General features: G+C 61.3%; 24 protein-coding genes. 14 read left to right on the top strand and 10 right to left on the bottom strand.

Translation table 11 applies throughout. The annotated features are described in order from the left end of the window. Positions 1-49: 49 nt before the first annotated feature. Together CEW89_RS11910 and ribA are read right to left on the bottom strand one after the other, a co-directional pair. On the bottom strand, positions 50-541 hold the full coding sequence (locus tag CEW89_RS11910) for a L,D-transpeptidase family protein (RefSeq protein ID WP_096807221.1): 492 nt from the start codon (positions 539-541) through the stop codon (positions 50-52). An 11-nt stretch (positions 542-552) separates the two neighbouring features. Beyond that, the gene (gene ribA, locus CEW89_RS11905) at positions 553-1641 is read right to left on the bottom strand and encodes a GTP cyclohydrolase II (protein WP_096806038.1); all 1089 of its coding nucleotides are present in this window, start codon (positions 1639-1641) and stop codon (positions 553-555) included. Positions 1642-1810: 169 nt separating this feature from the next. On the opposite strand from ribA, the gene CEW89_RS11900 reads away from it, so the two are divergent. The 5 genes from CEW89_RS11900 (at position 1811) to CEW89_RS11880 (ending at position 5308) form a co-directional block, all read left to right on the top strand. Next, positions 1811-2497, top strand: coding sequence for a response regulator transcription factor (locus tag CEW89_RS11900; RefSeq protein WP_066704619.1), 687 nt, complete (start codon positions 1811-1813; stop codon positions 2495-2497). Between the two features lie 218 nt (positions 2498-2715). Then, on the top strand, positions 2716-3504 hold the full coding sequence (locus CEW89_RS11895) for an exodeoxyribonuclease III (RefSeq protein WP_066704618.1): 789 nt from the start codon (positions 2716-2718) through the stop codon (positions 3502-3504). Positions 3505-3558: 54 nt separating this feature from the next. After that, positions 3559-4461: a thioredoxin family protein gene (locus CEW89_RS11890; protein ID WP_096806037.1), complete on the top strand. Its 903-nt coding sequence runs from the start codon at positions 3559-3561 to the stop codon at positions 4459-4461. 26 nt (positions 4462-4487) lie between these two features. Then, positions 4488-5123 carry an LON peptidase substrate-binding domain-containing protein gene (locus CEW89_RS11885; RefSeq protein ID WP_096806036.1) on the top strand — a complete coding sequence of 212 codons (636 nt, stop codon included), beginning with the start codon at positions 4488-4490 and terminating at the stop codon, positions 5121-5123. Then, the gene (locus CEW89_RS11880) at positions 5123-5308 is read left to right on the top strand and encodes a Trm112 family protein (RefSeq protein ID WP_066704610.1); all 186 of its coding nucleotides are present in this window, start codon (positions 5123-5125) and stop codon (positions 5306-5308) included. The genes CEW89_RS11885 and CEW89_RS11880 overlap by 1 nt, the downstream gene beginning before the upstream one ends. A 36-nt stretch (positions 5309-5344) precedes the next feature. Here the strand turns inward: CEW89_RS11880 and CEW89_RS11875 are convergent, their stop codons facing one another. Next, positions 5345-6580 (bottom strand): FAD-dependent monooxygenase, encoded by a 1236-nt coding sequence (locus CEW89_RS11875; protein WP_157779834.1) that lies wholly within the window; start codon positions 6578-6580, stop codon positions 5345-5347. A 94-nt stretch (positions 6581-6674) separates the two neighbouring features. Between CEW89_RS11875 and CEW89_RS11870 the strand changes: the two genes are divergently transcribed. From CEW89_RS11870 to CEW89_RS11855, 4 genes are all read left to right on the top strand, one after another. Beyond that, on the top strand, positions 6675-8003 hold the full coding sequence (locus CEW89_RS11870; protein ID WP_096806034.1) for an amidase: 1329 nt from the start codon (positions 6675-6677) through the stop codon (positions 8001-8003). 143 nt (positions 8004-8146) lie between these two features. Continuing rightward, positions 8147-9328 carry an aminotransferase class I/II-fold pyridoxal phosphate-dependent enzyme gene (locus CEW89_RS11865; protein WP_096806033.1) on the top strand — a complete coding sequence of 394 codons (1182 nt, stop codon included), beginning with the start codon at positions 8147-8149 and terminating at the stop codon, positions 9326-9328. 15 nt (positions 9329-9343) lie between these two features. Then, positions 9344-12361 carry a DNA translocase FtsK gene (locus tag CEW89_RS11860; RefSeq protein WP_096806032.1) on the top strand — a complete coding sequence of 1006 codons (3018 nt, stop codon included), beginning with the start codon at positions 9344-9346 and terminating at the stop codon, positions 12359-12361. Positions 12362-12434: 73 nt separating this feature from the next. Then, entirely contained in the window at positions 12435-13070 is a 636-nt protein-coding gene (locus CEW89_RS11855; RefSeq protein WP_066704601.1) for a LolA family protein, read from the top strand. Positions 13071-13076: 6 nt separating this feature from the next. Here the strand turns inward: CEW89_RS11855 and CEW89_RS11850 are convergent, their stop codons facing one another. Continuing rightward, positions 13077-13661: a transglycosylase SLT domain-containing protein gene (locus CEW89_RS11850; RefSeq protein WP_066704600.1), complete on the bottom strand. Its 585-nt coding sequence runs from the start codon at positions 13659-13661 to the stop codon at positions 13077-13079. A gap of 92 nt (positions 13662-13753) precedes the next feature. Beyond that, positions 13754-14635, bottom strand: coding sequence for an AEC family transporter (locus tag CEW89_RS11845; protein WP_096806031.1), 882 nt, complete (start codon positions 14633-14635; stop codon positions 13754-13756). 85 nt (positions 14636-14720) lie between these two features. Between CEW89_RS11845 and hspQ the strand changes: the two genes are divergently transcribed. Beyond that, positions 14721-15047, top strand: a complete 327-nt coding sequence (hspQ, locus tag CEW89_RS11840) for a heat shock protein HspQ (protein ID WP_066704595.1) — start codon at positions 14721-14723, stop codon at positions 15045-15047. A 29-nt stretch (positions 15048-15076) separates the two neighbouring features. Here hspQ and CEW89_RS11835 read toward each other — a convergent pair whose 3' ends face one another. Further along, positions 15077-15502: an ATP-binding protein gene (locus CEW89_RS11835; RefSeq protein ID WP_238379704.1), complete on the bottom strand. Its 426-nt coding sequence runs from the start codon at positions 15500-15502 to the stop codon at positions 15077-15079. Positions 15503-15557: 55 nt separating this feature from the next. Next, positions 15558-15902 (bottom strand): STAS domain-containing protein, encoded by a 345-nt coding sequence (locus tag CEW89_RS11830; RefSeq protein WP_096806029.1) that lies wholly within the window; start codon positions 15900-15902, stop codon positions 15558-15560. Positions 15903-15991: 89 nt separating this feature from the next. Between CEW89_RS11830 and CEW89_RS11825 the strand changes: the two genes are divergently transcribed. The 4 genes from CEW89_RS11825 (at position 15992) to CEW89_RS11810 (ending at position 18859) form a co-directional block, all read left to right on the top strand. Next, on the top strand, positions 15992-16453 hold the full coding sequence (locus tag CEW89_RS11825; RefSeq protein ID WP_096806028.1) for a GAF domain-containing protein: 462 nt from the start codon (positions 15992-15994) through the stop codon (positions 16451-16453). A gap of 30 nt (positions 16454-16483) precedes the next feature. Further along, positions 16484-17131, top strand: coding sequence for an RluA family pseudouridine synthase (locus tag CEW89_RS11820; RefSeq protein ID WP_066704588.1), 648 nt, complete (start codon positions 16484-16486; stop codon positions 17129-17131). Between the two features lie 107 nt (positions 17132-17238). After that, positions 17239-17886 carry a peroxiredoxin gene (locus CEW89_RS11815; protein ID WP_096806027.1) on the top strand — a complete coding sequence of 216 codons (648 nt, stop codon included), beginning with the start codon at positions 17239-17241 and terminating at the stop codon, positions 17884-17886. 82 nt (positions 17887-17968) lie between these two features. Beyond that, entirely contained in the window at positions 17969-18859 is an 891-nt protein-coding gene (locus CEW89_RS11810) for a glycosyltransferase family 92 protein (protein WP_096806026.1), read from the top strand. Between the two features lie 6 nt (positions 18860-18865). Here the strand turns inward: CEW89_RS11810 and CEW89_RS11805 are convergent, their stop codons facing one another. The 3 genes from CEW89_RS11805 to putP all read right to left on the bottom strand — a co-directional run bounded on the left by CEW89_RS11805 (position 18866) and on the right by putP (position 23913). Continuing rightward, complete coding sequence (locus CEW89_RS11805) at positions 18866-19852, bottom strand: glycosyltransferase family 2 protein (RefSeq protein WP_096806025.1); 987 nt, start codon at positions 19850-19852, stop codon at positions 18866-18868. A 209-nt stretch (positions 19853-20061) separates the two neighbouring features. Beyond that, positions 20062-22194, bottom strand: coding sequence for a polyribonucleotide nucleotidyltransferase (gene pnp, locus CEW89_RS11800; protein WP_066704580.1), 2133 nt, complete (start codon positions 22192-22194; stop codon positions 20062-20064). Positions 22195-22437: 243 nt separating this feature from the next. After that, a complete protein-coding gene (gene putP, locus CEW89_RS11795; RefSeq protein WP_066704578.1) occupies positions 22438-23913 on the bottom strand; it encodes a sodium/proline symporter PutP in 1476 nt (491 codons plus the stop codon). Between the last annotated feature and the right edge of the window lie 230 nt (positions 23914-24143).

Below are 24143 nucleotides of genomic sequence, written 5' to 3'. Positions count from 1 at the left end.
CAAAACGTCGGACTTTTGTCGGACTTCCGTCGGACCCTGAACGCTTAGATTAGCGAATGACCAATCTTGTCGCGGGCGTGATGCGTTCGGCGATCCAGCGCAGATGATCTGCGCGGAAGGCCACGCAGCCCTCTGTCGGGTGGCGCGGTTTGCGCCAGCGGTGGACAAAGATGGCGGAGCCTTTTCCCGGCGTGGCATTCGGCCAGTTCCAATCGGTGATGATCACCAGATCATAGAGACGATCCGCGCGGCGCATTTTTTCGTGGCTGGGTTTGAACGGCGCGCGCACGAGATGGTTGTAGGCGGGATGATCGCCTGCATCGCACCAGAGATCGCCGACGCGAATCTTGTCGCCGTTCAGCGCGGGAATGCGGTCAGCTCTATAATAGAGTGCAGGAAGGGCGTGACTGCCACGCGGGCTTGCGCCGTCGCCTTCGCGTTTGGTGTCCGAGATGCCGCCCTTGCCGATGGAGCAGGGAAAGCGGCGACCCATGAAGCGGGCGCCCCAGCGCGTGACGACGATGTCGGTGGCTTTTAACATCGGGCCGTTGCTCACAGCAAATGCCCCGATTTGTGCGCCTTGGTGGCGAGGTACGCTTCGTTGAAGCGATTCTCACCGACCTTGAGCGGCACGCGTTCGGTGACGGTGATGCCCTGATCTTCCATCCGGGCGATTTTTTTCGGGTTGTTGGTCAGGAGGCGCACGGCGCTGAACCCCATTTCCTTGAGAATCGCAGCTCCGATGCGGAAATCGCGCTCGTCGTCTTCAAATCCGAGGCGGTGATTGGCCTCGACCGTGTCGAATCCCTGATCCTGCAAGGAATAGGCGCGCATCTTGTTGGCATGGCCGATGCCGCGGCCTTCCTGATTGAGATAGAGCAGAATGCCTTCGCCCTCTTCGCCCATCTGGTTGAGCGCGGCGTGAAGCTGCGGGCCGCAATCGCATTTCAGAGAGCCGAAAATATCGCCGGTGAAACAGGCCGAGTGCAGACGCGCCAGCACAGGTTTGCTGCGATCCGGGCGACCGACCTCGACGACATAATGCTCTTCGCCGCCGTCCTCGGGGCGGAACACATGGACGCGGGATTTCTCGGACGCGATCAAAGGTACGCGGGCGTGAATCATATCGTGCAGCGGCGCGAGATCGGCCATCAACGGCAGAGCGGCCTCGACAGGCAGGACGGTGAGCCCGTTGGCGGCGGCGATCTCAAACCCGTTTTTCACATCGACCATGACGGCAGAGGGCAGAAGGCGGGCGGATTTCGCCAGCGCAATCGCGGCACGGGCGCAGATTGCGTTGCCGCCGCGCAGGGACCGGAACGGGCCTTTCATCGGATGGGTGAGATCGTCGGCGGGATCGGCCACCGCGTTGATCCAGTCGACATCGGCGTCGGCGGGCAGGATCAGGCGGGCGAGATCGGAATCATAGGCGCGGGCGGAGAGCGTTTCGGCGCGCCGGGCTGTGATGGCGAGATAGGCCTCGCCCAATGCGCGCAGATCGCCCAGACGCTCGGTCGAAAGGTCTTCGGCGGCGACGGCGAGCGCATGACCTGCCTCGGAGCGGAGCACCACCGGCACCCCCATGCGCATGTCCGCGCGGGCGCGGGCGATGATCTCGGAGAGGGTCGGGGCAAGGCTCATGGCGGCGGTCCGTTGTCGTGTCAGGGCTCTGATGTAGCGATCTTTGTCATAAAGTGAAACATTTCGCGGTGATTTGACACGCTTGCGTGAGAGCTTTGTTGCAAATCTTGTTCTTTACCGCCGTCACGCTCAGATCACGGACAAGGCACAACAAAAGGAGGTCACGGTGATGGCCACTCTCAAGAAAATCCTGCTCGTCGACGACGATGACGATCTGCGTGAGGCATTGAGCGAGCAACTTGTGATGACCGAAGATTTCGACGTGTTCGAAGCCGATTGCGGCGCTGCGGGCATGGAGAAGTCGAAGGAAGGACATTACGATCTGATCATCCTCGACGTCGGCCTGCCCGACACGGATGGGCGCGAACTTTGCAAAAGACTGCGGAAATCCGGTGTGAAATGTCCGATTTTGATGCTCACGGGGCATGATACGGATGCGGACACCATTCTGGGTCTCGACAGCGGCGCGAATGATTACGTGACCAAACCGTTCAAATTCCCGGTGCTTCTGGCCCGCATTCGCGCGCAACTCCGCACCCATGAGCAATCGGAGGCGGCCGTCTTCCAGCTTGGACCGTATACGTTCAAACCGGCGCAGAAAATGTTGGTTACGGAGGACGACAAGAAAATCCGTCTGACCGAGAAAGAGACCAATATCCTCAAGTTCCTCTATCGCTCGACCGAAGGCGTGGTGCCGCGCGATGTGCTTTTGCATGAGGTCTGGGGCTACAACGCCGGTGTGACGACCCACACGCTTGAGACCCATATCTATCGGCTGCGGCAGAAGATCGAGCCCGACCCCTCGAATGCGCGCATTCTTGTGACCGAAGCGGGCGGGTATCGTCTGGCATCCTGAGATTTGACGCGAGGCGGGAACCTTTTGTACCCGCCCCGTGTTCATCCCCTGAAGACCCCTCGCACATCGGGGTAATGATGTGCAGTCCCTCGTCCCTCGACTTACGCCCGGCCTTTGTGCCGGGCATTTTTTTGAGAGACGGGTTTGCACGGCTTTCGGGTGGTCACGGCTCGGACGGACGGGTAGGGTTCGGCGTAAATCTGATCCGAGGACCCGCCATGCCCTTTACCCTTGCCACCTGGAACATCAACTCCGTGCGTCTGCGCGAGCCGATCGTTTGCAAGCTGCTCGAAGAGGAGGCGCCCGATGTGCTCTGTCTTCAGGAGTGCAAATCGCCGGTGGAGAAAATCCCGATGGAGCGGTTTCGGGCGCTGGGCTACACCCACATGGTGGCGCGGGGGCAGAAGGGCTACAACGGCGTTGCGATCCTCTCTAAAATCCCGATGGTCGAGGCCGGTGCCGAGGATTACGCCTCTCTCGGCCATGCGCGTCACATCGCGGGCAAGCTCGAGAACGGTGTGACGATCCACAATTTCTATGTGCCTGCGGGCGGCGATGTGCCGGATCGCGAGGTGAACGAGAAATTCGGGCAAAAACTCGATTACCTCACCGAGATGCGCGATGCGTTTCATGCCGGGAAACCGGAGAAATCCATCCTTGTCGGCGATCTCAACATTGCCCCGCGCGAGGACGATGTCTGGAATCACAAGCAGCTTTTGAAAATCGTCTCGCACACGCCGATTGAGGTCGAACATCTGGCGCAGACGCAGGATGCGGGTGGTTGGGTCGATGTCACGCGGCAGGATATTCCCGAAGGCCTGCTCTATTCGTGGTGGTCTTACCGGGCGAAAGACTGGAGTGCGGCGGACAAGGGGCGGCGGCTCGATCACGTCTGGGCCACGCCGGACATCTCGAATGCGGCGCATGGCAGCCGGGTTCTGCGTGCGGCGCGGGGCTGGGAACAACCGTCGGATCACGCGCCGGTCTTTGCTTCCTTCGACCTTTAAAACTCATGCCCAAAGGCGCATATATGCGTCAAACAGATATAGGGAGAACCGACGATGGATCTCGGACAAACCAACGGCGCCGCGCACGGCGCATATGTGAAAGATGTTACCGAGGCCGATTTCATGGCCGAGGTGATTGATGCTTCTCAGGAAACCCCTGTGATCGTCGATTTCTGGGCACCCTGGTGCGGCCCTTGCCGTCAGCTCGGCCCGGCTCTCGAAGCCGAGGTCGGGGCCGCCGGTGGCAAGGTCAAGATGGCCAAGGTCAACGTCGACGAAAACCAGATGATCGCGGGGCAGATGCGCGTGCAGTCGATCCCGACCGTCTATGCCTTTTATAAAGGGCAGCCGGTGGATGGGTTCCAAGGCGCGCTGCCGCCGTCGCAGGTCAAGGAATTCGTGACCAAGATCGCTGCGCTGAGCGTGGACGAAAGCCTCGCCGATGCGGTTGCCGCTGCCGACGAAATGTTCGAAGCCGGTGAGATCGACGACGCGGCGCAGACCTATGCGGCGATCCTAGAGGAAGACGACAAACTGGCCGGGGCCTATGCCGGTCTTGCCAAATGTCATCTCGCGAAAGGCGAGCTTGACGAGGCCGAAGCCGTGCTGAACGGCGCGCCTGCCGAGGTCTCGCATGACGCAGCGCTTGAGGCGGTGCATGCCCAGATCGCTCTGGCGCGCGAGGCGGAAAACGCCGGACCCGTGGCGGAACTGGCCGCCAAGGTCGAGGCCGACCCGACCGACATGCAGGCGCGGTTTGACCTTGCCGTGGCGCAACATGCCGCAGGGCAGGTCGAAGAGGCCGTCGCAACGCTTCTGGCGGCGTTCAAACAGGATCGTGAGTGGAACGATGGCGCGATCAAGGAACAGCTGTTCAAAATTTTCGACAGCCTCAAACCGAACGATCCGATCGTTCTGAACGGTCGTCGGAAATTGTCGTCGATGCTGTTTGCCTGATCGCGTTTGCGTTCTAACTTTAGACCATGTTGAGCGCAGCCGATCTTCCCGAGACGATCCCCGTCTTTCCACTGCCCGGGGCACTTCTGTTGCCCCGGTCGCGCCTGCCGCTGCATATTTTCGAGCCTCGCTATCTGCAAATGCTCGAAGATTGCATGAAAACGCCCGCGCGCCTGATCGGCATGATTCAGCCGCGCGGCGGGGCGGGGGCCGGAAAGCTCAACACCATCGGCTGTGCCGGACGTCTGACCGCCTTTTCCGAGACCGAAGACGGGCGCTACATGATCACGCTCACCGGCGTGTCGCGGTTCCGGCTTCTGGCGGAGACCACCGGGTTCTGCCCCTATCGCAAATTCACCGTGGACTGGTCCGATTTCGGGGCCGATCTCGGCGCCGCCGAACACGATCCGGGGCTGATGCGCAAACCCTTCATGGACCTGCTGAAACGCTATTTCTGCGAAGAGGAATTGCGCACCGATTGGGAAAGCCTCGGTCAGGCCGAAGACGAATTGCTGATCAACTCGCTTTCCATGCTCTGCCCGTTCAGCCCCGAGGACAAACAGGCGCTTTTGGAGGCGCCCTCCCTTTCCACCCGCCGCGAAACGCTTATAACGCTGATGGAATTCGCCCTGCATGGCGGCTCTGACGAGGATATGATGTGATGGATGCCCAACCGACTTTCGACCGCCGGATGATCGAGGCGCTGGTGTGCCCGCAAACCCATGGCGTTTTGAGCTATGATGCGGAGAAACAGGAACTGATTTCGAAAACCGCAGGCCTTGCCTATCCGATCCGCAACGGCATTCCGATCATGCTGGTGTCAGAGGCGCGCAAACTCGAAGACTGAGCGCCCGTTTCCTTTGCTGCCGAAATACTCAAGCGCTCAAAGCGCCACACCGCGCAGCAGTTTGGGGATGTCGCCATTGACCCCCGCCGCCTCGCGGATTGCGGCGCGTTTCAGCCCGCCCATCGCGTTCACCGCGCCCATGCCGATGTCCCGCGCCACGCGCAGGAAGGGATTGTCGTTTGAAAACAGTTTGTTGAAGCTGTCGGTCATGAGCGCCATCGTCGCCACATCGAACCGCCGCCATTGCGCATAGCGCGCCAAAACGTCTTCGCGTCCGATGTCTTCGCCGCGCCGATGCGCCTCGACCAAGACTTCGGTCAATGCGCCGACATCCTTGAGCCCGGCGTTCAGCCCCTGACCCGAGATCGGGTGCATACCATGCGCCGCATCGCCGACAAGGGCGATGCGCGGGGCGGTAAAGGCATTCGCCAAGGTGATGTTCAAAGGATAGGTAAAGCGTTTCCCGGCCAGTGAAATCTCGCCCAGAAAATCGCCGAAGCGCGGCCGCAGAACGGCAAGGTAGTCCTCGTCAGAGAGCGCCTGAATCTCGGCGGCGAGTTTGTCTTTTTCGGTCCAGACGATGGAGCTTTGATTGCCCGGCAGCGGCAGGATCGCCAGCGGACCGGAGGGCAGGAAATACTGATGCGCAGCGCCATGATGCGGCAACTCGTGCGAGATCGCGCAGACGAGCGCGGTCTGGCCATAGCCCCAGCCGGTGCGTTTGATCCCGGCGCGCAGAGCGGTGCCGGATTGGCGCCCGTCGCAGCCGACGATCAGTTTGCCGGAGATGTCGGTGCCATCGCTCAGCGTGACTGTCGCGCCATGCAGCGTGACGTCTTGCGCGATGACTTCGCCTTCGATCTGGGTGATTTTGGGCTGGGCGTCGAGCGCCTCAAGAAAGGCCTGACGGATATAGCGATCTTCGACCATGTAGCCCATCGGGCTTTCGTCGATCTCGCCGTCGCGGAATTCGAGCATGAAAGGCGCGGGCCCTTCGCCGGGTTTGCCGTCGGTGACTTTCACATCGAGGATCGGCTGGGCATGCGCCGCCACCTTGTCCCGGATGCCGATGGCTTTCATCAGCTTGTAGGACCCGAGCGAGAGCGCATAGCCGCGCCCGTCGAACGTGTCGCCGATGCGCAGGGCTTTCGGCAGACTGTCGATCAGGGTCACGGTCAGACCCGCGTTCGCGGAGGCCAGCGCCAGAGCCGGGCCGTTCAGGCCGCCACCGACAATGATGAGATCGCTTTTGGGCATGGTGTTCTGGGTCATGAGAGCCTCCTTGTCGCAAATATGACGCGCGAGACGGGATTGTCCATGCGCTCCTGCGCCGCTACTTTGCGACGGCAACAGGAAAGGGCGGACGATGGTCGAGTATACAGAGATGAGCATGAGCGATCTGGGGCGGGCCATCGGCACGGGCGATGTCGATCCGCGCGATCTGGCGGCGGCGTTTCTGGATATGGCCAAGGCGCATCCTTTTGCGGATCGGATTTATGCGCGGATGATGGAAGGCCGCGCCATGGCGGAGGCGGAGGCGGCCTATGGGCGTGCCCGCGACGGGGTGCGGCGCGGGCTTTTGGACGGGGTTCCTGTGTCGTGGAAGGACCTGTTCGACACGGCGGGCGTGGCGACGGAGGCCGGGTCGGCTTTGCTGAAAGACCGCGTGCCATTGAGGGACGCCGAAGTGCTCCGGCGTGCGTCGAACGCGGGGCTCGTGGCGCTGGGCAAGACGCATATGTCGGAATTGGCGTTCTCCGGGCTGGGGCTTAATCCGGTGACGGCCACGACGCCCTGCGTCAACGATCATGCCGCCGTGTCGGGCGGGTCGTCTTCGGGGGCGGCGGGGTCTGTGGCGTTTGGCCTCGCGCCCGGTGCGATCGGGTCGGACACCGGCGGGTCGGTGCGTATCCCCTCGGCGTGGAACGATCTTGTCGGGCTGAAAACCACCGCGGGGCGTATTCCGCTGGAGGGCGTTGTGCCTCTGGCGGCGGCTTTCGATACCATCGGCCCGCTGGTCAAGACGGTGGAAGATGCTGCCGAAGTGCTCGCCATTCTCGATGGGTCGCCTGCGCCCGATCTCAAGGGCGCGACGCTCAAGGGCAAGCGTTTGCTCGTTCTGGAAAACGTGGTCTTCGACGACATTCGCGACGCGCCTCTGGATGCGTTTGAGGCGTCGGTGCAGAAATTCCGGGAGGCCGGGGCCGAGGTGACGCGCGCGGAGGTGCCCGCGGTCACCGAAGCGATGGACCTGTCCGGCATTCTGTTTACCACCGAGGCCTATGCCGAATGGCGCGAGGTGATCGAGGCCAATCCCGATGTGATGTACCCGCGCATTCTTGAGCGGTTCCGGGCGGGGGGCGCGTTCAACGGCGCCGATTTCGTGGCCGGCTGGAAGAAACTCGCGCATCTGCGGGCGGACTATCTCAAGGCGACGGCGGGCTATGACGCCGTCATCCTGCCGACCGCGCCGATCCTGCCGCCCAATGCGGAGCGGCTGATGACGGATGCGGAGTATTACGTCACCGAGAACCTTCTGGCGCTGCGCAATACGCGGGTCGGCAACCTGATGGGGCTGACCGCGCTGACACTTCCGACGGGGGTTCCGTCCTGTGGCGTGATCCTGCAAACGCCGCCGATGAGCGAAGCGCGGTTGTTGCGCTTGGGCAAGGCGGCGGAGACCGCGCTGACCTGAGTGTTCTGGCCTAAAAGTCACAACCTGTGCGGGAGGGCGCTGGGGCGGCCCGTCTTTTTCTGGACCAATCGGCCCGGCGCGGTTATCTTGATCCCAAACACCCGGGCGAAAAGATCCGGAAATACAGAGGCAGTAGCAGTTTCATGATGTTCCCTGAGCGGTTTTCCAACCTGCCGGAATACGCCTTTCCGCGTTTGCGGAGCCTTCTCGACGTGCATGCGCCGGGGGGCGAGGTCATGCATATGACCATCGGCGAGCCGCGCCATGCCATGCCGCCCTTTGTGGGGGAGGTTCTGGCGGAGAATATCGCGGGCTTTGCGAAATATCCGAACAACAATGGCACGGATGAGTTGCTGGATGCGATTGCCGGGTGGCTCAAGCGCCGTTTCGGTGTGACGGTCGATCCCGTCACCGACATCATGGCGCTCAACGGCACGCGCGAGGGGCTGATGAATGCCTGTATCGCGCTCTGCCCGGAGACCAAGAATGGCAAACAGCCGGTCGTGCTGACGCCCAACCCGTTTTATCAGGTCTATGCCGTCGCCGCGACGACCATCGGGGCCGAACCGGTGTTCGTACCTGCGACGCGCGAGACCGGATTTTTGCCGGATTACGCAGGGCTTCCGAGCGAGGTTCTGGACCGCACGGCGATTGCCTATATCTGTAGCCCGTCGAATCCGCAGGGTGCGATTGCCTCGCGCGATTATTTGCGCGATTTGATTTTCTTGGCGGAAAAGCACGATTTCAAGGTGTTTTCTGACGAGTGCTATTCCGAGATTTACCGTGACGAAGTGCCCGTCAGTGCGTTGGAAGTGGCGCGCGAGATGGGGGCGGACCCCGAACGTGTGGTGATTTTCCATTCGCTGTCGAAACGCTCGAACCTTCCTGGATTGCGCTCTGGCTTTGTGGCGTCGGGGCCGGAAAACATGCTCCGCATTCGTCGGCTGCGCTCTTATGCAGGCGCGCCTTTGCCCGGCCCGATCCAGGCGGTCTCCGCCCGTGTCTGGGCCGATGAGGATCACGTCATCGCCTCGCACAAACTCTACGTTGAGAAATTCGACATGGCCGATGAGGTGTTCGCGGGCATTCAGGGCGCGGAGGCGCCACAGGCGGGATTTTTCCTCTGGCTGCCGGTGACGGATGGCGAAGAGGCGGCGATGAAGCTCTGGACGGAAACCGGCATCCGGGTCTTGCCCGGGGCCTATCTGTCGCGCGAAGTGAACGGGGAGAACCCCGGCAAGCATTACATCCGGGTCGCCTTGGTGGCCCCAAAAGAAGAGACACAGCGCGGGCTGATCCAGCTCCGCGACTGTTTGTACGGTTAAGGTTAAGAGGCAGGCATGGCATCCTATCAGGCACGTGGTCGCGATCCGCTGTTCGACAAAAACACCCAGATCTTGCTGGAACGCCGGGGGCAGGAGCTGATCGGGCTCGGCCTTTTGCTGGTCGGTCTGATCTTTGCGCTGCTGCTGGGAAGCTATACGCCGGAGGACCCGAGCTGGCTGTCGGCGACGGAAGCGCCTGTGAACAATATTCTGGGGCGTTTCGGGGCCTCGATTGCCTCGCCTCTGATGATCATCGTCGGCGTGGCCTCGTGGGGTTTTGCGCTCGGGTTTGCGGCCTGGGGGCTGCGGTATATTTTCCATCGCGGCTCGGAGCGGGCCCTGTCGCGGGCGGTCTTCGTGCCGATCGCCATTGCGGTGGCGGCGGTCTATGCCTCGACTCACGCTTCCAGCGCACCGCAGAGCTTTGGCGGGCTGTTCGGCGATACGGTTCTGGCGGCGCTGATCCAGATCGTGCCTTTCGGTGCGGCACTCAGCCTTAAGGTTCTGGCCTTTTTGTCGTTCTTTGCGGCTCTGGCTCTGGCGCTTTTCGCCTTCGGTTTCACGCGCTCGGAGATGGTCGACATCGGTCGCTATCTGCTTTGGGGACTGGTATCGCTTTATGCGCTGATGCTGCACCTGATGGGGCGCAGCGCGCGCGGTTCGGTGCATCTCGGCCAGCGCATGGCGGAGAAGGCGGCGGCGCGTCGCGAGGCGCGTCGGGAAGAGCAGCGTCAGATTGCCGAGGAACAGGCGGCCTTTGACGCCCAGATGCAGACGCCACAGGCCGCGCACCACGGGTCGCGGGTGATCCGTGCCGATATGCGGGAGGCGCATGCCTCCGCATCGGTTGCGGCGCCGGTCGCGGCACCGATGCCCGCGCCGGAGGTGGAGGCCAAGCCGTCGCTCTTTGCCAAGATGCCGACGCTTTTGAAACGCAATGCGGTGGAAGACCCGGAGCCCGAGCTGATCGAGCGGGATCTGGCCCCCGATGTGGAAATGCTGCCGGGGCAGGACGACCGCATCCGTTCGAAGATCGCCAATGTGATCAACTCGCGGGCGCGTGCCGGATCGCGGGCGATTGTGCCGGGCGCGACCCGTGTCGAGCCGCCGATGAGTGCGGCGCAAAAGGCCGTGGCGAAATACAAGAAGGGCCCGCGCCCGATGATCCTCGACACCACGCCTGCGGTTGCGACACCGATGGTCGAGATCGCGGCGCCGCAGCCGCATGAGGCGTCTTATGACGGCTATGAGGCCGACGGGTACGAGGCGGATTATGTGCCGCTCGAAGCCTATGAAGGGGCCTATGAGGACGGTTATGACGATGGTTACGATGCGGGTTATGAACCGGTGGAAACGCCGGAATATATCGCGCCCCAGCCCGCCCGGTTCGAACATGCGCAACCCGCAGCCCCCGAGGCGAAACGCGTGGTGCAGCACCCGGTGCGCAAACCTGTCGTGCCGTCGAAACAGGCCCAGGCAGAGGCGCAGCCCAGCCTGAAATTCGACCCGAAAGAGGCCGAATACGAGGTGCCGCCGCTGTCTCTGCTGGAAAACCCGGTCAATATCGTGCGGCATACGCTGTCCGACGAGGCGCTCGAAGAGAATGCCCGGATGTTGGAGAATGTGCTCGACGATTACGGTGTGAAGGGCGAGATCGTGTCGGTGCGGCCGGGGCCGGTCGTGACCATGTACGAGCTCGAACCCGCGCCGGGTCTCAAGGCCAGCCGGGTGATCGGTCTGGCGGACGATATTGCGCGTTCGATGTCGGCGCTGTCCGCGCGTGTCTCGACCGTGCCGGGACGCTCGGTGATCGGGATCGAATTGCCGAACGAACATCGCGAAATGGTGTCCTTCCGCGAGATCCTGTCGGGGCGCGATTATGGCGATGGCAAGCATTCGCTGCCGCTGGCGCTTGGCAAGGATATCGGCGGCGATGCGGTTGTGGCGAACCTTGCGAAGATGCCGCACCTGCTGATTGCCGGGACCACCGGGTCCGGGAAATCCGTGGCGATCAACACCATGATCCTGTCGCTCCTCTACAAGCTGACTCCCGCAGAATGCCGGATGATCATGATCGACCCGAAGATGCTCGAACTCAGCGTCTACGATGGCATTCCGCACCTTCTGAGCCCGGTTGTGACCGACCCGAAAAAGGCCGTTGTGGCGCTCAAATGGGTCGTCGCCGAGATGGAAGACCGTTATCGCAAAATGTCCAAGATGGGCGTGCGCAACATCGACGGCTACAACGGTCGCGTCAAAGAGGCACTGGCGAAAGGCGAGCTGTTCTCCCGCACGGTGCAGACCGGGTTTGACGAGGAGACCGGCGATCCGATTTTCGAGACCGAGGAATTCCAGCCCGAAGCGCTGCCCTTCATCGTCGTTGTCGTCGACGAGATGGCCGACCTGATGATGGTGGCGGGCAAGGAGATTGAGGCCTGCATTCAGCGTCTGGCGCAGATGGCGCGGGCCTCGGGGATTCACCTGATCATGGCGACGCAGCGGCCCTCCGTGGACGTCATCACCGGCACGATCAAGGCGAACTTCCCGACCCGGATTTCGTTTCAGGTGACCTCGAAAATCGACAGCCGCACCATTCTGGGCGAGCAGGGGGCTGAGCAGCTCTTGGGTATGGGCGACATGCTCTACATGGGCGGCGGTGGCCGGATCACCCGCTGTCACGCGCCGTTCGTGTCGGACGAGGAGGTCGAAAAGATCGTTTCCTACCTCAAGGCCTACGGTCCGCCGGATTACGTCGGCGGGGTGGTCGAGGGGCCGGATGACGAGAAATCCGCCGATATCGACGCGGTTCTCGGGCTTGGCACCGGTGGCAATACCTCGGGTGAGGATGCGCTTTACGATCAGGCGGTGGCCATCGTGATCAAGGATCGCAAATGCTCGACCTCTTACATCCAGCGCAAACTGGCGATCGGCTATAACAAGGCCGCGCGTCTGGTGGAGCAGATGGAGGACGAGGGTGTGGTGTCGCCTGCGAACCATGTTGGCAAGCGCGAGATTCTGGTGCCGGAGCAGTAAGCTCACGCGGAGTTCCGCGACCTGTGAAGTCAGGAGAGGTGGAAGTCGCGTCGGGAGCGGCTATATCTCAGGCATGAAACAGATTCTCAGTGCCCCTGTGCGGGCCTCCCTCAAGGCCCTCGCGCCTGCCCTTGTCGCCCTCTCCTTCGCCGGTCCTGCGGCGGCGGAGAAACTGCCGCTCTCGACGATTTCGAGCTACCTCAACGGCCTCGGAACGGTCGAGGCGGAATTCACCCAGATCAATGACGACGGCTCGCGGTCGCAAGGTGCCGTGACGATCAAACGCCCGGGGCGCATGCGGCTCGATTACGGCGGGGGAGACGATGCGCTTGTGCTGGTGTCGGGCGGTCAGGTCGCGGTGTTCGATCCCGGCTCCAACGAGCCGCCGCAGCGGTTTCCGCTGTCGCAGACGCCGCTGTCCCTGATGCTGGCGCGCAATGTCGACCTGAGCAAAGCCAAGATGGTTGTGTCGCACACCGAACAAAATGGCGATACGGTTGTGCGGGCGCAGGACCCGGATCACCCGGAATACGGCTCCATCGACATGATTTTCAGTGCGACCCCGGTGCTTAAGGCCTGGGTGATCCATGACGAAACCGGCGGGTCGACCACGGTTCAGCTCACCAGGATGAAACTGGGCGGTTCGGTGTCGGACGGGGAATTCAACATCCGCACGGAAGCCAAGCGGCGCGGCACGCCGCTCGACTGATCCGGTTCAGATCTTGCCGCAGGCGGTGAGCTGCTGGCGGTAGACCTCGGCGCGGTCGGCGACGGAACCGGCGACCCGCACGAGCCAGGCTTTGGAATTGTAGCTGCCGCGGGCGTATCCGCTGCGGCCCTCGTGATAGGCGAGATATTGGTTGCGGGCGTCGTATTTCGAAATGCCGAGGCGTTCGGAAGTTTCTGCCATGTACCAGCCCATGAAATCGGTGGCGTCCTCGATCCGGGTGCGTTTGGCGCCCCTGCGGTTCTGCTCCACGCGATACTCGTCCCAGGTGGCATCGAGCGCCTGAGCATAGCCGAAGGCCGAACTTTGCCGCCCCATAGGGATCACGTTGAGCACGAACTGGTGCGGCGTGCGGGCATCGCCGTCGAATTTGCTTTCCTGATAGAACGTCGCCATCTGGACATACACCGGGATGCCCCATTTGCGTTCGGATTTCTTCATCGCGCGCAAATAGGTCGGGCGCTGGTCCAGAATGGAACATGCGTTGTCGAGATTTCTGGGCGCACTGTTGTAACCGCCGCCGCAGGCGGACAGCAGGAAAAGGACCGCAAGTGCGCGAAGACGTCTGCTCATAACTGCCTCTCGCTTTATCTTTCCAAGGAGCATAGCGGATTTGGGCTGGCTGTGAAATGGCATTCCTGTGAACGGGGGCGTTTCGGAAACGCTCAGATCAGGAGCGCCAGAAGGATCGGCAGGTAGATCACCGACAGCAGAGTCGAGGAGACGACGAGGGCGGCGACCGCATCCGAATCCGCGCCGTATTTTTCCGCGAGCATGTAGGAGGTGACGGCGACCGGGGTAGCGATCTGGACGACGAGCACGGCGAAGGGCACCGGATCGAGGTTGAACCAGAGCCCGGCGAGGGCGGCTATGCCGGCGCAGAGCACGACCTTGCCGACGGCCATGACGGCGGCGCGCCCGAGCCCGTGCGGATGCAGCCGTGCGACGGCGACGCCCAAGGTGATGAGCATCAGCGGGATGGCGATCTGGCCCAGAAGCGACAGCGTGTTCATCGCAAAGGTCGGGAGCGTCCAGCCCTGCCAGAGGAACAGCGCGCCAAGCGCCGTGGCCCAGACCAGCGGTTCCTTGAACGCCTTGCCGAGAGAGCCGCCGCCTGCGGTGACATAGACCCCGAAGGTGAAGGACCAGAGTGCCATGGCGGCGAAGACGACGACGGCATAGCTCAGCCCGGCCTCGCCAAAGGCGAAGAGCGCGAGCGGCAGGCCGAGGTTGCCGGTGTTGCCGAAGATCAGTGGTGCGAGGTAGGTGCGGCTGTCGAGCCCCATCAGTTTGACCACGAGCCAGGCCGCGATTGTGACCCCGCCATAGGCGACGATCGAGGCCAGCGAGAGGGCGGAAAGCGCGGCGGGCTCGATGTCGGCCTTGACCAGCGCGGTGAAGATCAGCGCGGGGACGGAAAGCGTCATGGTAAGTTTGGTGACGAACTCCAGCCGGTATTCGTGGCCGGTCTTGACCCAGGTGAACCCGATCAGCGCCAGCAGGAACACCGGCGCCACGATTTCGAGCACTGTCAAAACAAGGTTCACAGACTGTTTCCCATTTCCCGGGCTGCCCCCCGTGGACAGAGACCGTTTTAAAGGTCTACTAACCAAGTATGAGGGTTGCAACGTCATGATGTCATCACGCGCCAAATATCATCTGGGACAGGTTGTCCGGCACCGGAAACACAGTTTCCGTGGCGTGGTGTTCGATGTCGACGCAATGTTCTCCAACACCGAGGAATGGTATGCCGCCATTCCCGAGGATGTGCGCCCGAGCAAGGATCAGCCGTTCTATCACCTGCTCGCGGAAAACGATCAGAGCTTTTACGTCGCCTATGTGTCGGAGCAGAATCTCGTGGCGGATTATTCCGGGGAGCCGGTGCAGCATCCCGATCTCGACGACCTGTTCGGCCCGTTCGAGGATGGCGCCTATCCGTTGCATTTCCAGTTGAACTGAGCCGTCGGGCGCGCAGAGCGAAGAGGCGTTCAGGCCATCTGACCGATCGACATGCGAAAGCAGAGGCGGTTGTGATCGCTCTCCCGGACATATTCCAGCTCATGCGCCAGTTCCCTGATGAGAAACCAGCCAAAGCCGCCCTCGGGCAGATCGGCGATGTCGCAATTGAGATCGGCGCGGCGGCCGAGGGGCGGTTCGCCGCCGGGCATCATCTGGCCATTGTCGAGGATGGTGCACCACAGGCCCTTCGGGGTCTGGGACAGGTGGATTTCGATCATGCCGTCGGAGCGATCCGCATAGGCATGTTCGACGATGTTGTTGAGCGCTTCGGCGAGGACGATCTCGAGACTGGCAAGCTCGTCCGGGCCATAGTGGTCCGTGCTCAGCCCGTGTTTGATACTGGCCAATCCGCGGCGCACTGCGGCTTCGGTTGCCGGGAGGATGAGTCTCAACATATGCTCTTTCGGTTCGGGCGGGACCTCCCAGGTCTCCTGACGTTTGAGATTTCCCTCAGGACGCATTTGCGATGCCCTCGACCGCAGCGGCGACGCTGGTGTGAATGGTGAAAACGGTATCCATGCGGGTGAGACGGAAGACCCGTTGCACGGTGGGGTGCAGCGCGGCGAGTTCGAGGCGTTGCCCGTTGCGCACGGCCTTGAGGGCCGCGACCACGGCACCAAGACCGGAACTGTCGAGGAATTCGACATTTCCGAGATCGAGGAGAATGCGCGCCGGGCCACTGTCGCTCAGCGCGCGCATCTCGTCCTTGAACTGAATGGCGCAGGCCGCGTCGATGCGGTTTTCGACGACGCTCACGATTCGCACGTCATCAAAATCCTGATGGGTCAGTTTCATATGCCGTACCTTTGTTCTTATATCGGGCTTGATCCTACGGGAGAAACCTTACCAATGGGTTTGCGCGAAGCAGGAAAAGGGAGAAAAACATGCCGGATTACGACGGTTTGTCGGCACGGGTCGCCGCACTCTGTGCCGGGGAGACGGATGAGGTTGCGCTGATGGCCACCGTGGCCTGCGAAGTGCACCACTCGGATGACCGCTTTCACTGGACGGGGTTCTATCGCGTTGTTTCCGAAGATCTTTTAAAGATCGGCCCATATCAGGGCGGGCATGGCTGCCTGTTGATTCCGTTCGCGCGCGGGGTTTGCGGTGCCTGTGCGCGCACGAGGACGGTGCAGCTTGTCCCGGATGTGGAGGCCTTCGAGGGCCATATCGCCTGTGCGTCTTCGACGCGCTCGGAACTTGTTTTGCCGGTGCAAAATGCGAAAGGGCAGCTTCTTGGCGTATTCGATCTCGACAGCGATTTTCCGGATGCCTTCACCCAGGAGGATGCCGGGCGGCTTGGCAGGATTCTCGACAGCGTCTTTGCCAATGTGAGCCGGGCGTGATACCCGCGCGGGGAGACGAAAGAGAGCGCGATGAGTGACACTTACAATCCCCCGCAAGACCCGCTGAACATCCTGCATCTGGATCACGAGATTCTCGTGGTGGACAAACCCTCCGGGCTTTTGTCGGTGCCGGGCAAGGGCGAACACCTTGCGGATTGCATGATGTCGCGGATCAATGCGGCCTTCCCGGAGGCTCTGCTGGTGCACCGTCTGGATCGGGACACCTCCGGGGTGATGGTCTTTGCTATGACGCCCCATGCGCAGCGGCATTTGGGGCTTCAGTTCGAGAAACGTCAGACCAAAAAGACCTATGTCGCCTGGGTGCATGGCCATATCGCGGAGAAAACCGGCACCGTGGACCTGCCGCTGATCGTGGACTGGCCGAACCGCCCGAAACAGATGGTCTGTCACGAGACCGGTAAACCGGCGGTCACCGATTGGCGGGTGGTGCGCTATGAGGGCAATCAGACACGCGTGCGGCTGATGCCCAAAACGGGGCGTTCGCATCAGCTCAGGGTGCATATGCTGGCCATCGGCCACCCGATCATGGGAGATCCGTTCTATGCGGAGGGCGAGGCCAGGGATGCGCCGCGTCTGATGCTCCATGCCGAGCAATTGCGCTTTCGCCACCCGGACGGTGGGGCGGGATTGTCCTTTACCGCGAAATGCCCGTTTTGAACAAATCCGAGTAAATTTGTCGCGGTACTTGAAAACAGGGTGGAAATCCAGAATTTAGAATGTATCTAAGTTACCAGACGACGCACTTACATTCAGAGGAGATGACCATGGGTCTTCGTATCAACGACATCGTTCCCGACTTTACCGCCAAAACCGATCAGGGTGAGATCAACTTCCACGACTGGATCGGCGACAGCTGGGCCATTCTGTTCTCCCACCCGAAAGACTTCACCCCGGTCTGCACCACCGAATTCGGCGCCGTGGCGCAGCTTTCCGCAGAATGGGAAAAGCGCGGCGTGAAGGTCATCGGCCTCTCCACCGACCCGGTCGAAGAGCACGGCCCGTGGAAAAAAGACATCGAAGCCTTCTCCGGCGCGCCGGCGGGTTTCCCGATCATCGGCGACACCGATCTGGCCGTGTCAAAACTCTACGACATGCTGCCGGCCGACGCTTACCTCGATGAAAACGCCACCGCGGCCGATGCGGCCTCCGTGCGGGCGCTGTTCATCATCTCCCCGGACAAGAAACTGCAGCTTTCCATGCTCTACCCGATGTCCGTGGGCCGGAACTTTGCCGAAGTGCTCCGCGCGCTCGACGGTGTGCAGAAGACCTACGGCAAGCCGCTTGCCACGCCTGCGAACTGGACCGTGGGTCAGGACGTGATTGCGGCCCTGTCTCTCTCCGACGAGCAGGCCGCCGAGAAATTCGGCGATGTGGATATCAAGCTTCCGTACCTGCGTTTCGTGAAAGCCTAAGGCTTTCGGCGTAAGCCATTAAAAATCGCCCCTGTTCGCCCGTGGCCCAATTCATTAGGCTGCCCGCGAACAGGGGTTTTTCATGTTTTCAGCACTGCGCCGCACCAGATCCATCTCTCGCATCGCACTCGATCCGCCCGCGCCCATGGCCGACCGGCACGGCATCGCAGTGGTGCTCATCGTGCGCAACGAGGAGCGCCATATCGGCGAATGGGGGCGGTTTCATGCCAAGGCCGGCGTGCGGCATTTCTACGTCTATGACAACGGCTCCACCGATGGCACGCTGGTGCAGCTTGTGGCCGCCGTCGGGGTACAGAACGTCACGGTGATCCCGTGGCATCAGAAACTGCGCGACGGGGCGGGGGCGGAAATCCACAATCAGGTTTTGGCCTATGCCCATGCGGTGGCGAATTTCGGCGATCAGTTCCGCTGGATGACGTTCATCGACGTGGACGAATTCCTTGTGCCGAAATCTGCGGAGACCTTACCGGAGTGTCTGGCGCATCTGGAGAGCGAGGTGAATATTTCGCTGCCCTGGCACATGTTCGGGCGCAACGGGTTCGAGGAACCGCCGGAGGGCGGGATCGTGGCGAATTACACACGGCGGCACCCGGAGCCGATGAGCCCCCTGAAAGGCATGTGCAATTTCAAGATGATCGTGGATCCGTGCCATGTCACCGCGATGAAAGTGCATTCGATCGAGACGGATGGCTCAGGGGATAGTGTGAATGACAAGGGCGTGCGGGCCTCGGTCGGGGATCGCAAAAAGCCGGGGTTCTATTCGGCGGATCACATCCAGCTCAACCACTATTACACGCGCTCGAACAGCGAGCTTCAGGCCAAGATCAAACGTGGCTCAAACATGACCCAGAACGAGGCGGATCATGTTCGACGCGTGATGCGCAAGGTCGATCAGATCGAGGCGGAAAGCGTCGAGGATCTGGCGGCGAAACGGTGGTTTGCCGGGGGCTGAACGGACTCAGTGACCGGTGGTCGAGGTATAATGCCGGGACCGTGTTCCCAGAGCAGCGCCGAGTTTCCCCCAAAAGCCGCCCGCCGTTTTGGCGAGTTTCAGAAGCGAGTGGGTCGGGCTGAATGGCAGGGCGATCAGGATCACAGTTATCTGGATGAGCTTGCCGGGAATACGCAGGAAAATTTTGTAGCGCGCCTTCGGTTTCTCGCGCATCCGGCGATGAAAGTTCGTGTTGGATTGATCCCGTGTCCGGCGATATTGATAGATAAAGCTGAGACGTGCGGGGGGAAGGGTCTCGTAGACCAGGGCATCCGCAACCCATCCGACGGTAAAACCGCGGGCCTGCACGTTGGTGAGGAACTCTGTGTCTTCGCCACCCGCGAAACGCAGCTTTTTGTCGAACCAGATGTTCTCATCGCGAAACATGCGGGTTTCCACGAGCCAGTTGTTCGTGGCGATCACCGCGCGTCCCGGGGTGTTGAGCGTGGCGGTCTCTGCCGCGCGCTGTTCCCGTTTCTGATAGAACTCGGTCAAGCTCTTGTACATCAGGGACTGGAAAGCCGTCAGGTTGTCGACGGCCGGGGCGATGCGCAGCGGCGCGCCCAACAACACGGCGTCGCTTTGACGATAGCCCGCGATGAGTTTGACGAGCCAGTCCTGCGCCACGGTCTCGTCGTCATCGACGAAGATGAGAAGATCGGCTTCCTGCGCCAGAGCTTCCTTCGCGGCGCGATTGCGCGCGATGGAGATGCCCGCCTCGGTTTCGAGCACATAATCGAGTTCAAGGCCATTCGGCAGCACCGCAGTCGCCTCGATCAGGTCGCGGGTGCGCGGCGTGTCATCATTCTCGACGATGAGGCACCGCGCCGTGCAGTTCTCAGGGAGCTTCATCGCGCCCCAAGAGGCAATCAGCGCCTGGACCATCTGCGGACGCTTGCGGGTCAGCGCGGCGACCGTGATGCGAAGATGTCTGTCGAGGCGGGTGTCTGTCATTGGATTTTCGAATGTGGGCCTGAGGCAATCTATGGGCACCGTATTACACCTTTTCTCAGGTGATGAAAGTTGACTCACAACCACAGGTGGTAAACTTGTGGTGTCCATGGCGGGAGTTCGCCGAGTGGCAAAAGCTGTGATGTGCGTCATACGCACGAAAAAAGCCCCACCTACGGCGGGGCTTTTCGATTTCTCGAAAGGGGAACCGATTATTCGGCTTCTTCCTCTTTCTTGACCTCTTCGCCGGTCTCCTGATCGACCATTTTCATGCCAAGGCGGACCTTGCCACGGTCGTCGAAGCCCAGAAGTTTGACGTAAACTTCCTGACCTTCTTTCAGAACGTCCGACGGGTGGTTCAGGCGACGGTTCTCGATCTGCGAGACGTGCACGAGGCCGTCACGCTTGCCGAAGAAGTTCACGAACGCACCGAAATCGACCAGTTTGACGACCTTGCCTTTGTAGACATGGCCTTCTTCCGGCTCGGCCACGATCGAGTAGATCATGTCGTAAGCCTTCTGGATCGCTTCGCCATTGGCGGACGCGATCTTGATCACGCCGTCGTCGTTGATGTCGACTTTCGCGCCGGAGGTTTCCACGATCTCGCGGATGACCTTGCCGCCGGAGCCGATCACTTCACGGATCTTGTCGGTCGGGATCTGCATCGTTTCGATGCGCGGGGCATGGGCGGAGAATTCACCCGCGCCGGACAGCGCTTTGTTCATCTCGCCCAAGATGTGCATGCGGCCTTCTTTCGCCTGAGCGAGAGCTTGCTTCATGATCGCGGGGGTGATGCCCTGGACTTTGATGTCCATTTGCAGCGAGGTGATGCCTTTTTCGGTCCCGGCCACTTTGAAGTCCATGTCGCCGAGGTGATCCTCGTCGCCGAGGATGTCGGTCAGAACGGCGAACTCACCGTCGTCTTCGAGCACGAGACCCATGGCCACACCCGCGACAGCGGATTTGAGCGGCACACCGGCGTCCATCATCGACAGCGAGCCGCCACAGACGGAAGCCATTGAGGAGGAGCCGTTCGATTCGGTGATCTCGGAGACCACGCGGATCGTGTAGGGGAAGTCGGTGGCGGCGGGCAGAACGGCCTGAAGGGCGCGCCATGCCAGTTTGCCGTGACCGATTTCACGACGGCCCGGGGAGCCGACACGACCGACTTCGCCGACCGAATACGGCGGGAAGTTGTAGTGCAGCAGGAAGTTGGAGCGGAAGTTGCCATGCAGCGCGTCGATGATCTGCTCATCGTCGCCGGTGCCGAGCGTGGTCACGACGAGGCCCTGAGTTTCACCACGGGTGAACAGAGCGGAGCCATGGGTGCGCGGCAGCAGGCCGGTTTCGCAGGTGATCGGGCGAACCTGATCAAGCGCGCGACCGTCGATGCGTTTGCCCTCTTTCACGACGGAAGAGCGCAGCACGTTGGATTCGAGTTTCTTAAGAGCGGAGCCGAGGTTTGCATCCGAAAGTTGCTCTTCGGACAGACCGGCTTTGATCTCTTCCTTGACGGAAGCGACGGCAGCCACACGTTCCTGTTTGTCGAGGATCGCGTAGGCGGCTTTCATCTTGTCTTCGCCCGCGGCTTTCACGGCCTCGAAGAGGTCGGAGTAATCCGGGGACTGGAAGTCGAAGGGCTCTTTCGCGGACTCTTCGGCCAGGTCGATGATCAGGTCGATCACCGGCTGGATCTGTTCATGCGCAAAGGTCACGGCGCCGAGCATTTCTTCTTCGGTCAGCTCGTAAGCCTCGGATTCCACCATCATGACGGCGTCTTTGGTGCCGGCGACAACGAGGTCCAGACGCTGGTCCGGGTTGTTGCGCAGATCCTGCATGTCGTCGACGGTCGGGTTCAGGATGTATTCGCCATCTTCGAAACCCACGCGGCAGCCGGCGATCGGGCCCATGAAGGGCGCGCCGGAAATGGTCAGGGCGGCGGAAGCGGCGATCATCGCGACGACGTCGGGGTCATTGACCAGATCGTGCGACAGAACGGTGCACATCACCAGAACTTCGTTTTTGAAGCCCGGGGCGAACAGCGGGCGGATCGGACGGTCGATCAGACGCGCGGTCAGCGTCTCTTTTTCGGTCGGGCGGGCTTCGCGTTTGAAGAAGCCACCCGGAATTTTACCGGCGGCGTAGTATTTTTCCTGGTAGTGAACCGTGAGGGGGAAGAAATCCTGGCCCTCTTTCTGGGTCTTGGCGAAGGTGACGTTGGCCATCACGGAGGTTTCGCCAAGGGTGGCGATGACGGTGCCATCGGCCTGACGGGCGATCTTGCCCGTTTCCAGCGTGAGGGTTTCTTCGCCCCACTGGATCGATTTTTTCACTTCGTTGAACATCAAGTGTATCCTGTTAGGGAGCGCTCCCGAGCCCTCTCGGGTCTCCCGTTTATCTGGCGGCCCCATTGCCGCCGACCCCATATCTTACCTTCACAACGCCGGGGTCTGTTGCGTTACGTCTCAGATGGTCAAGGCGCATACAACAAAATGCGCTCTGCGCCAAGTCGCGAGTTGTGCGTGAAACACAGGAAAACGGGCAGCACATGGCCGCCCGTTCGCATTTTTTACCCTTTTCGGCGCCGTTTATTCGGCAGGCGTTTCCAGAGGGCGGAATTCGCCGCGATCTTTGGTCAGAAGGCTGACAACGAGGATTGCGATGAAGGAGGCGACGAAGCCCGGGATGATCTCGTAGAGACCCTGACCCATGAAGCTCTTGTTCAGCCCCGACATGATCCAGAATGCGACGGTGCCCGCCCCGACGACGAGGCCTGCGACGGCGCCCGCGCCGGTCATGCGTTTCCAGGTCAGGGACAGGATCATCAGCGGTCCGAAGGCGGCGCCGAACCCGGCCCATGCGTTGGACACGAGGCCCAGGACGTTGGAGGACGGGTCAGAGGCGATCAGGATGGCGGCCACGCCGACGAGCGCCACACAGATCCGGCCGACGTTGACCAGTTCGTGGTCCGATGCCTGACGGCGAAAGAAGACCTTGTAGAAATCTTCGGTCAGGGACGAGGAGGACACCAGAAGCTGCGACGAGACGGTGGACATGATCGCGGCCAGAAGTGCGGCGAAGAGGAAGCCGGTCACCAGCGGGTGGAACAGCAGTTCGGAGAGCACGATGAAGATCGTTTCCGGGTCCTCGAGCGTCAGCCCATTGCGCTCCATATAAGTGCGGCCGAAGATGCCGACGCCGATGGCACCGATCAGCGAGATCGCCATCCAGAGCATCGCGATGTTGCGGGCCACGGGCACTTCTTTGACGGAGCGCACGGCCATAAAACGCACGATGATATGCGGCTGACCGAAATAGCCCAGACCCCAGGCGACCGTAGACAGGAAGGTCAACAGCGTCAGCCCGTGGGTCATCGACAGGTAGTTCGGGTCCACCTCGGTCGCGAGACGTTCGGCGGCCTGTTCGACGCCATTGCCCTGACCGGTGGTGAGGATCACGATCGGCATGATGATCAGGGCGAACATCATGATGCAGCCCTGCACGAAGTCGGTGAGCGACACGGCGAGGAAACCGCCGAAGACGGTGTAGATCAGCACCACGCCCAAGGTGAGGATCACGCCGGTCATGTAAGAGCCGTCAAAGGCGGAGGCGAAAAGCTTGCCGCCGCCGACGAGGCCCGAGGCGGTGTAAACGGCGAAGAACAGGACGATGATCACCGCGGAGACGACGCGCAGCGTGGTGGCTGCGGTCGGGAAGCGGTTCGACAGGAATTCCGGGATGGTGAGGCTGTTGTCATAGCGCTTGGTCTGTTCGCGCAGACGCGGGGCGACGACGATCCAGTTGATGAATGCGCCGACGAAAAGCCCGATGCCGATCCAGGCCTCAATCAGGCCGGAGGCGTAAAGCGCGCCGGGCAGGCCGAGCAGAAGCCAGCCGCTCATGTCGGAGGCCCCCGCCGAGAGCGCCGCGACGGCCGGGTGAAGGTTGCGCCCGCCCAGAACATAGCCTTCGGCCGTGTCCGTGGATTTGCGCCACGCATAAAAGCCGATGGCGAGCATCAGCGCGAAATAGAGGATCAGACTGACCCATACTCCCAATTCCATGACGTTTTCCCCTTGTTGGAATTTTGTCGGGAGAATGCAGATGTGACATTTTGAAACAAGAAAAGACTGTAGCGCCCATTAAATAAGGTGAATTTGGGTTGTTCGGATTTTTTGCACGAAAAAAAATCCTGTACGAATGCGGAACATTGGGAAATTTGACTATTTGGCAGGGCGTGCGATTTTTCGGTTTCCCTGCGGTTGGCCGCTGTGGCATTTCTTAAGAACAAAGG

The sequence above is a fragment of the Celeribacter ethanolicus genome (assembly GCF_002407265.1).
Lineage (GTDB): Bacteria > Pseudomonadota > Alphaproteobacteria > Rhodobacterales > Rhodobacteraceae > Celeribacter > Celeribacter ethanolicus.
The sequence above is the reverse complement of the archived record's forward strand: the minus strand, read 5'-3'. Positions and strand labels throughout refer to the sequence as shown.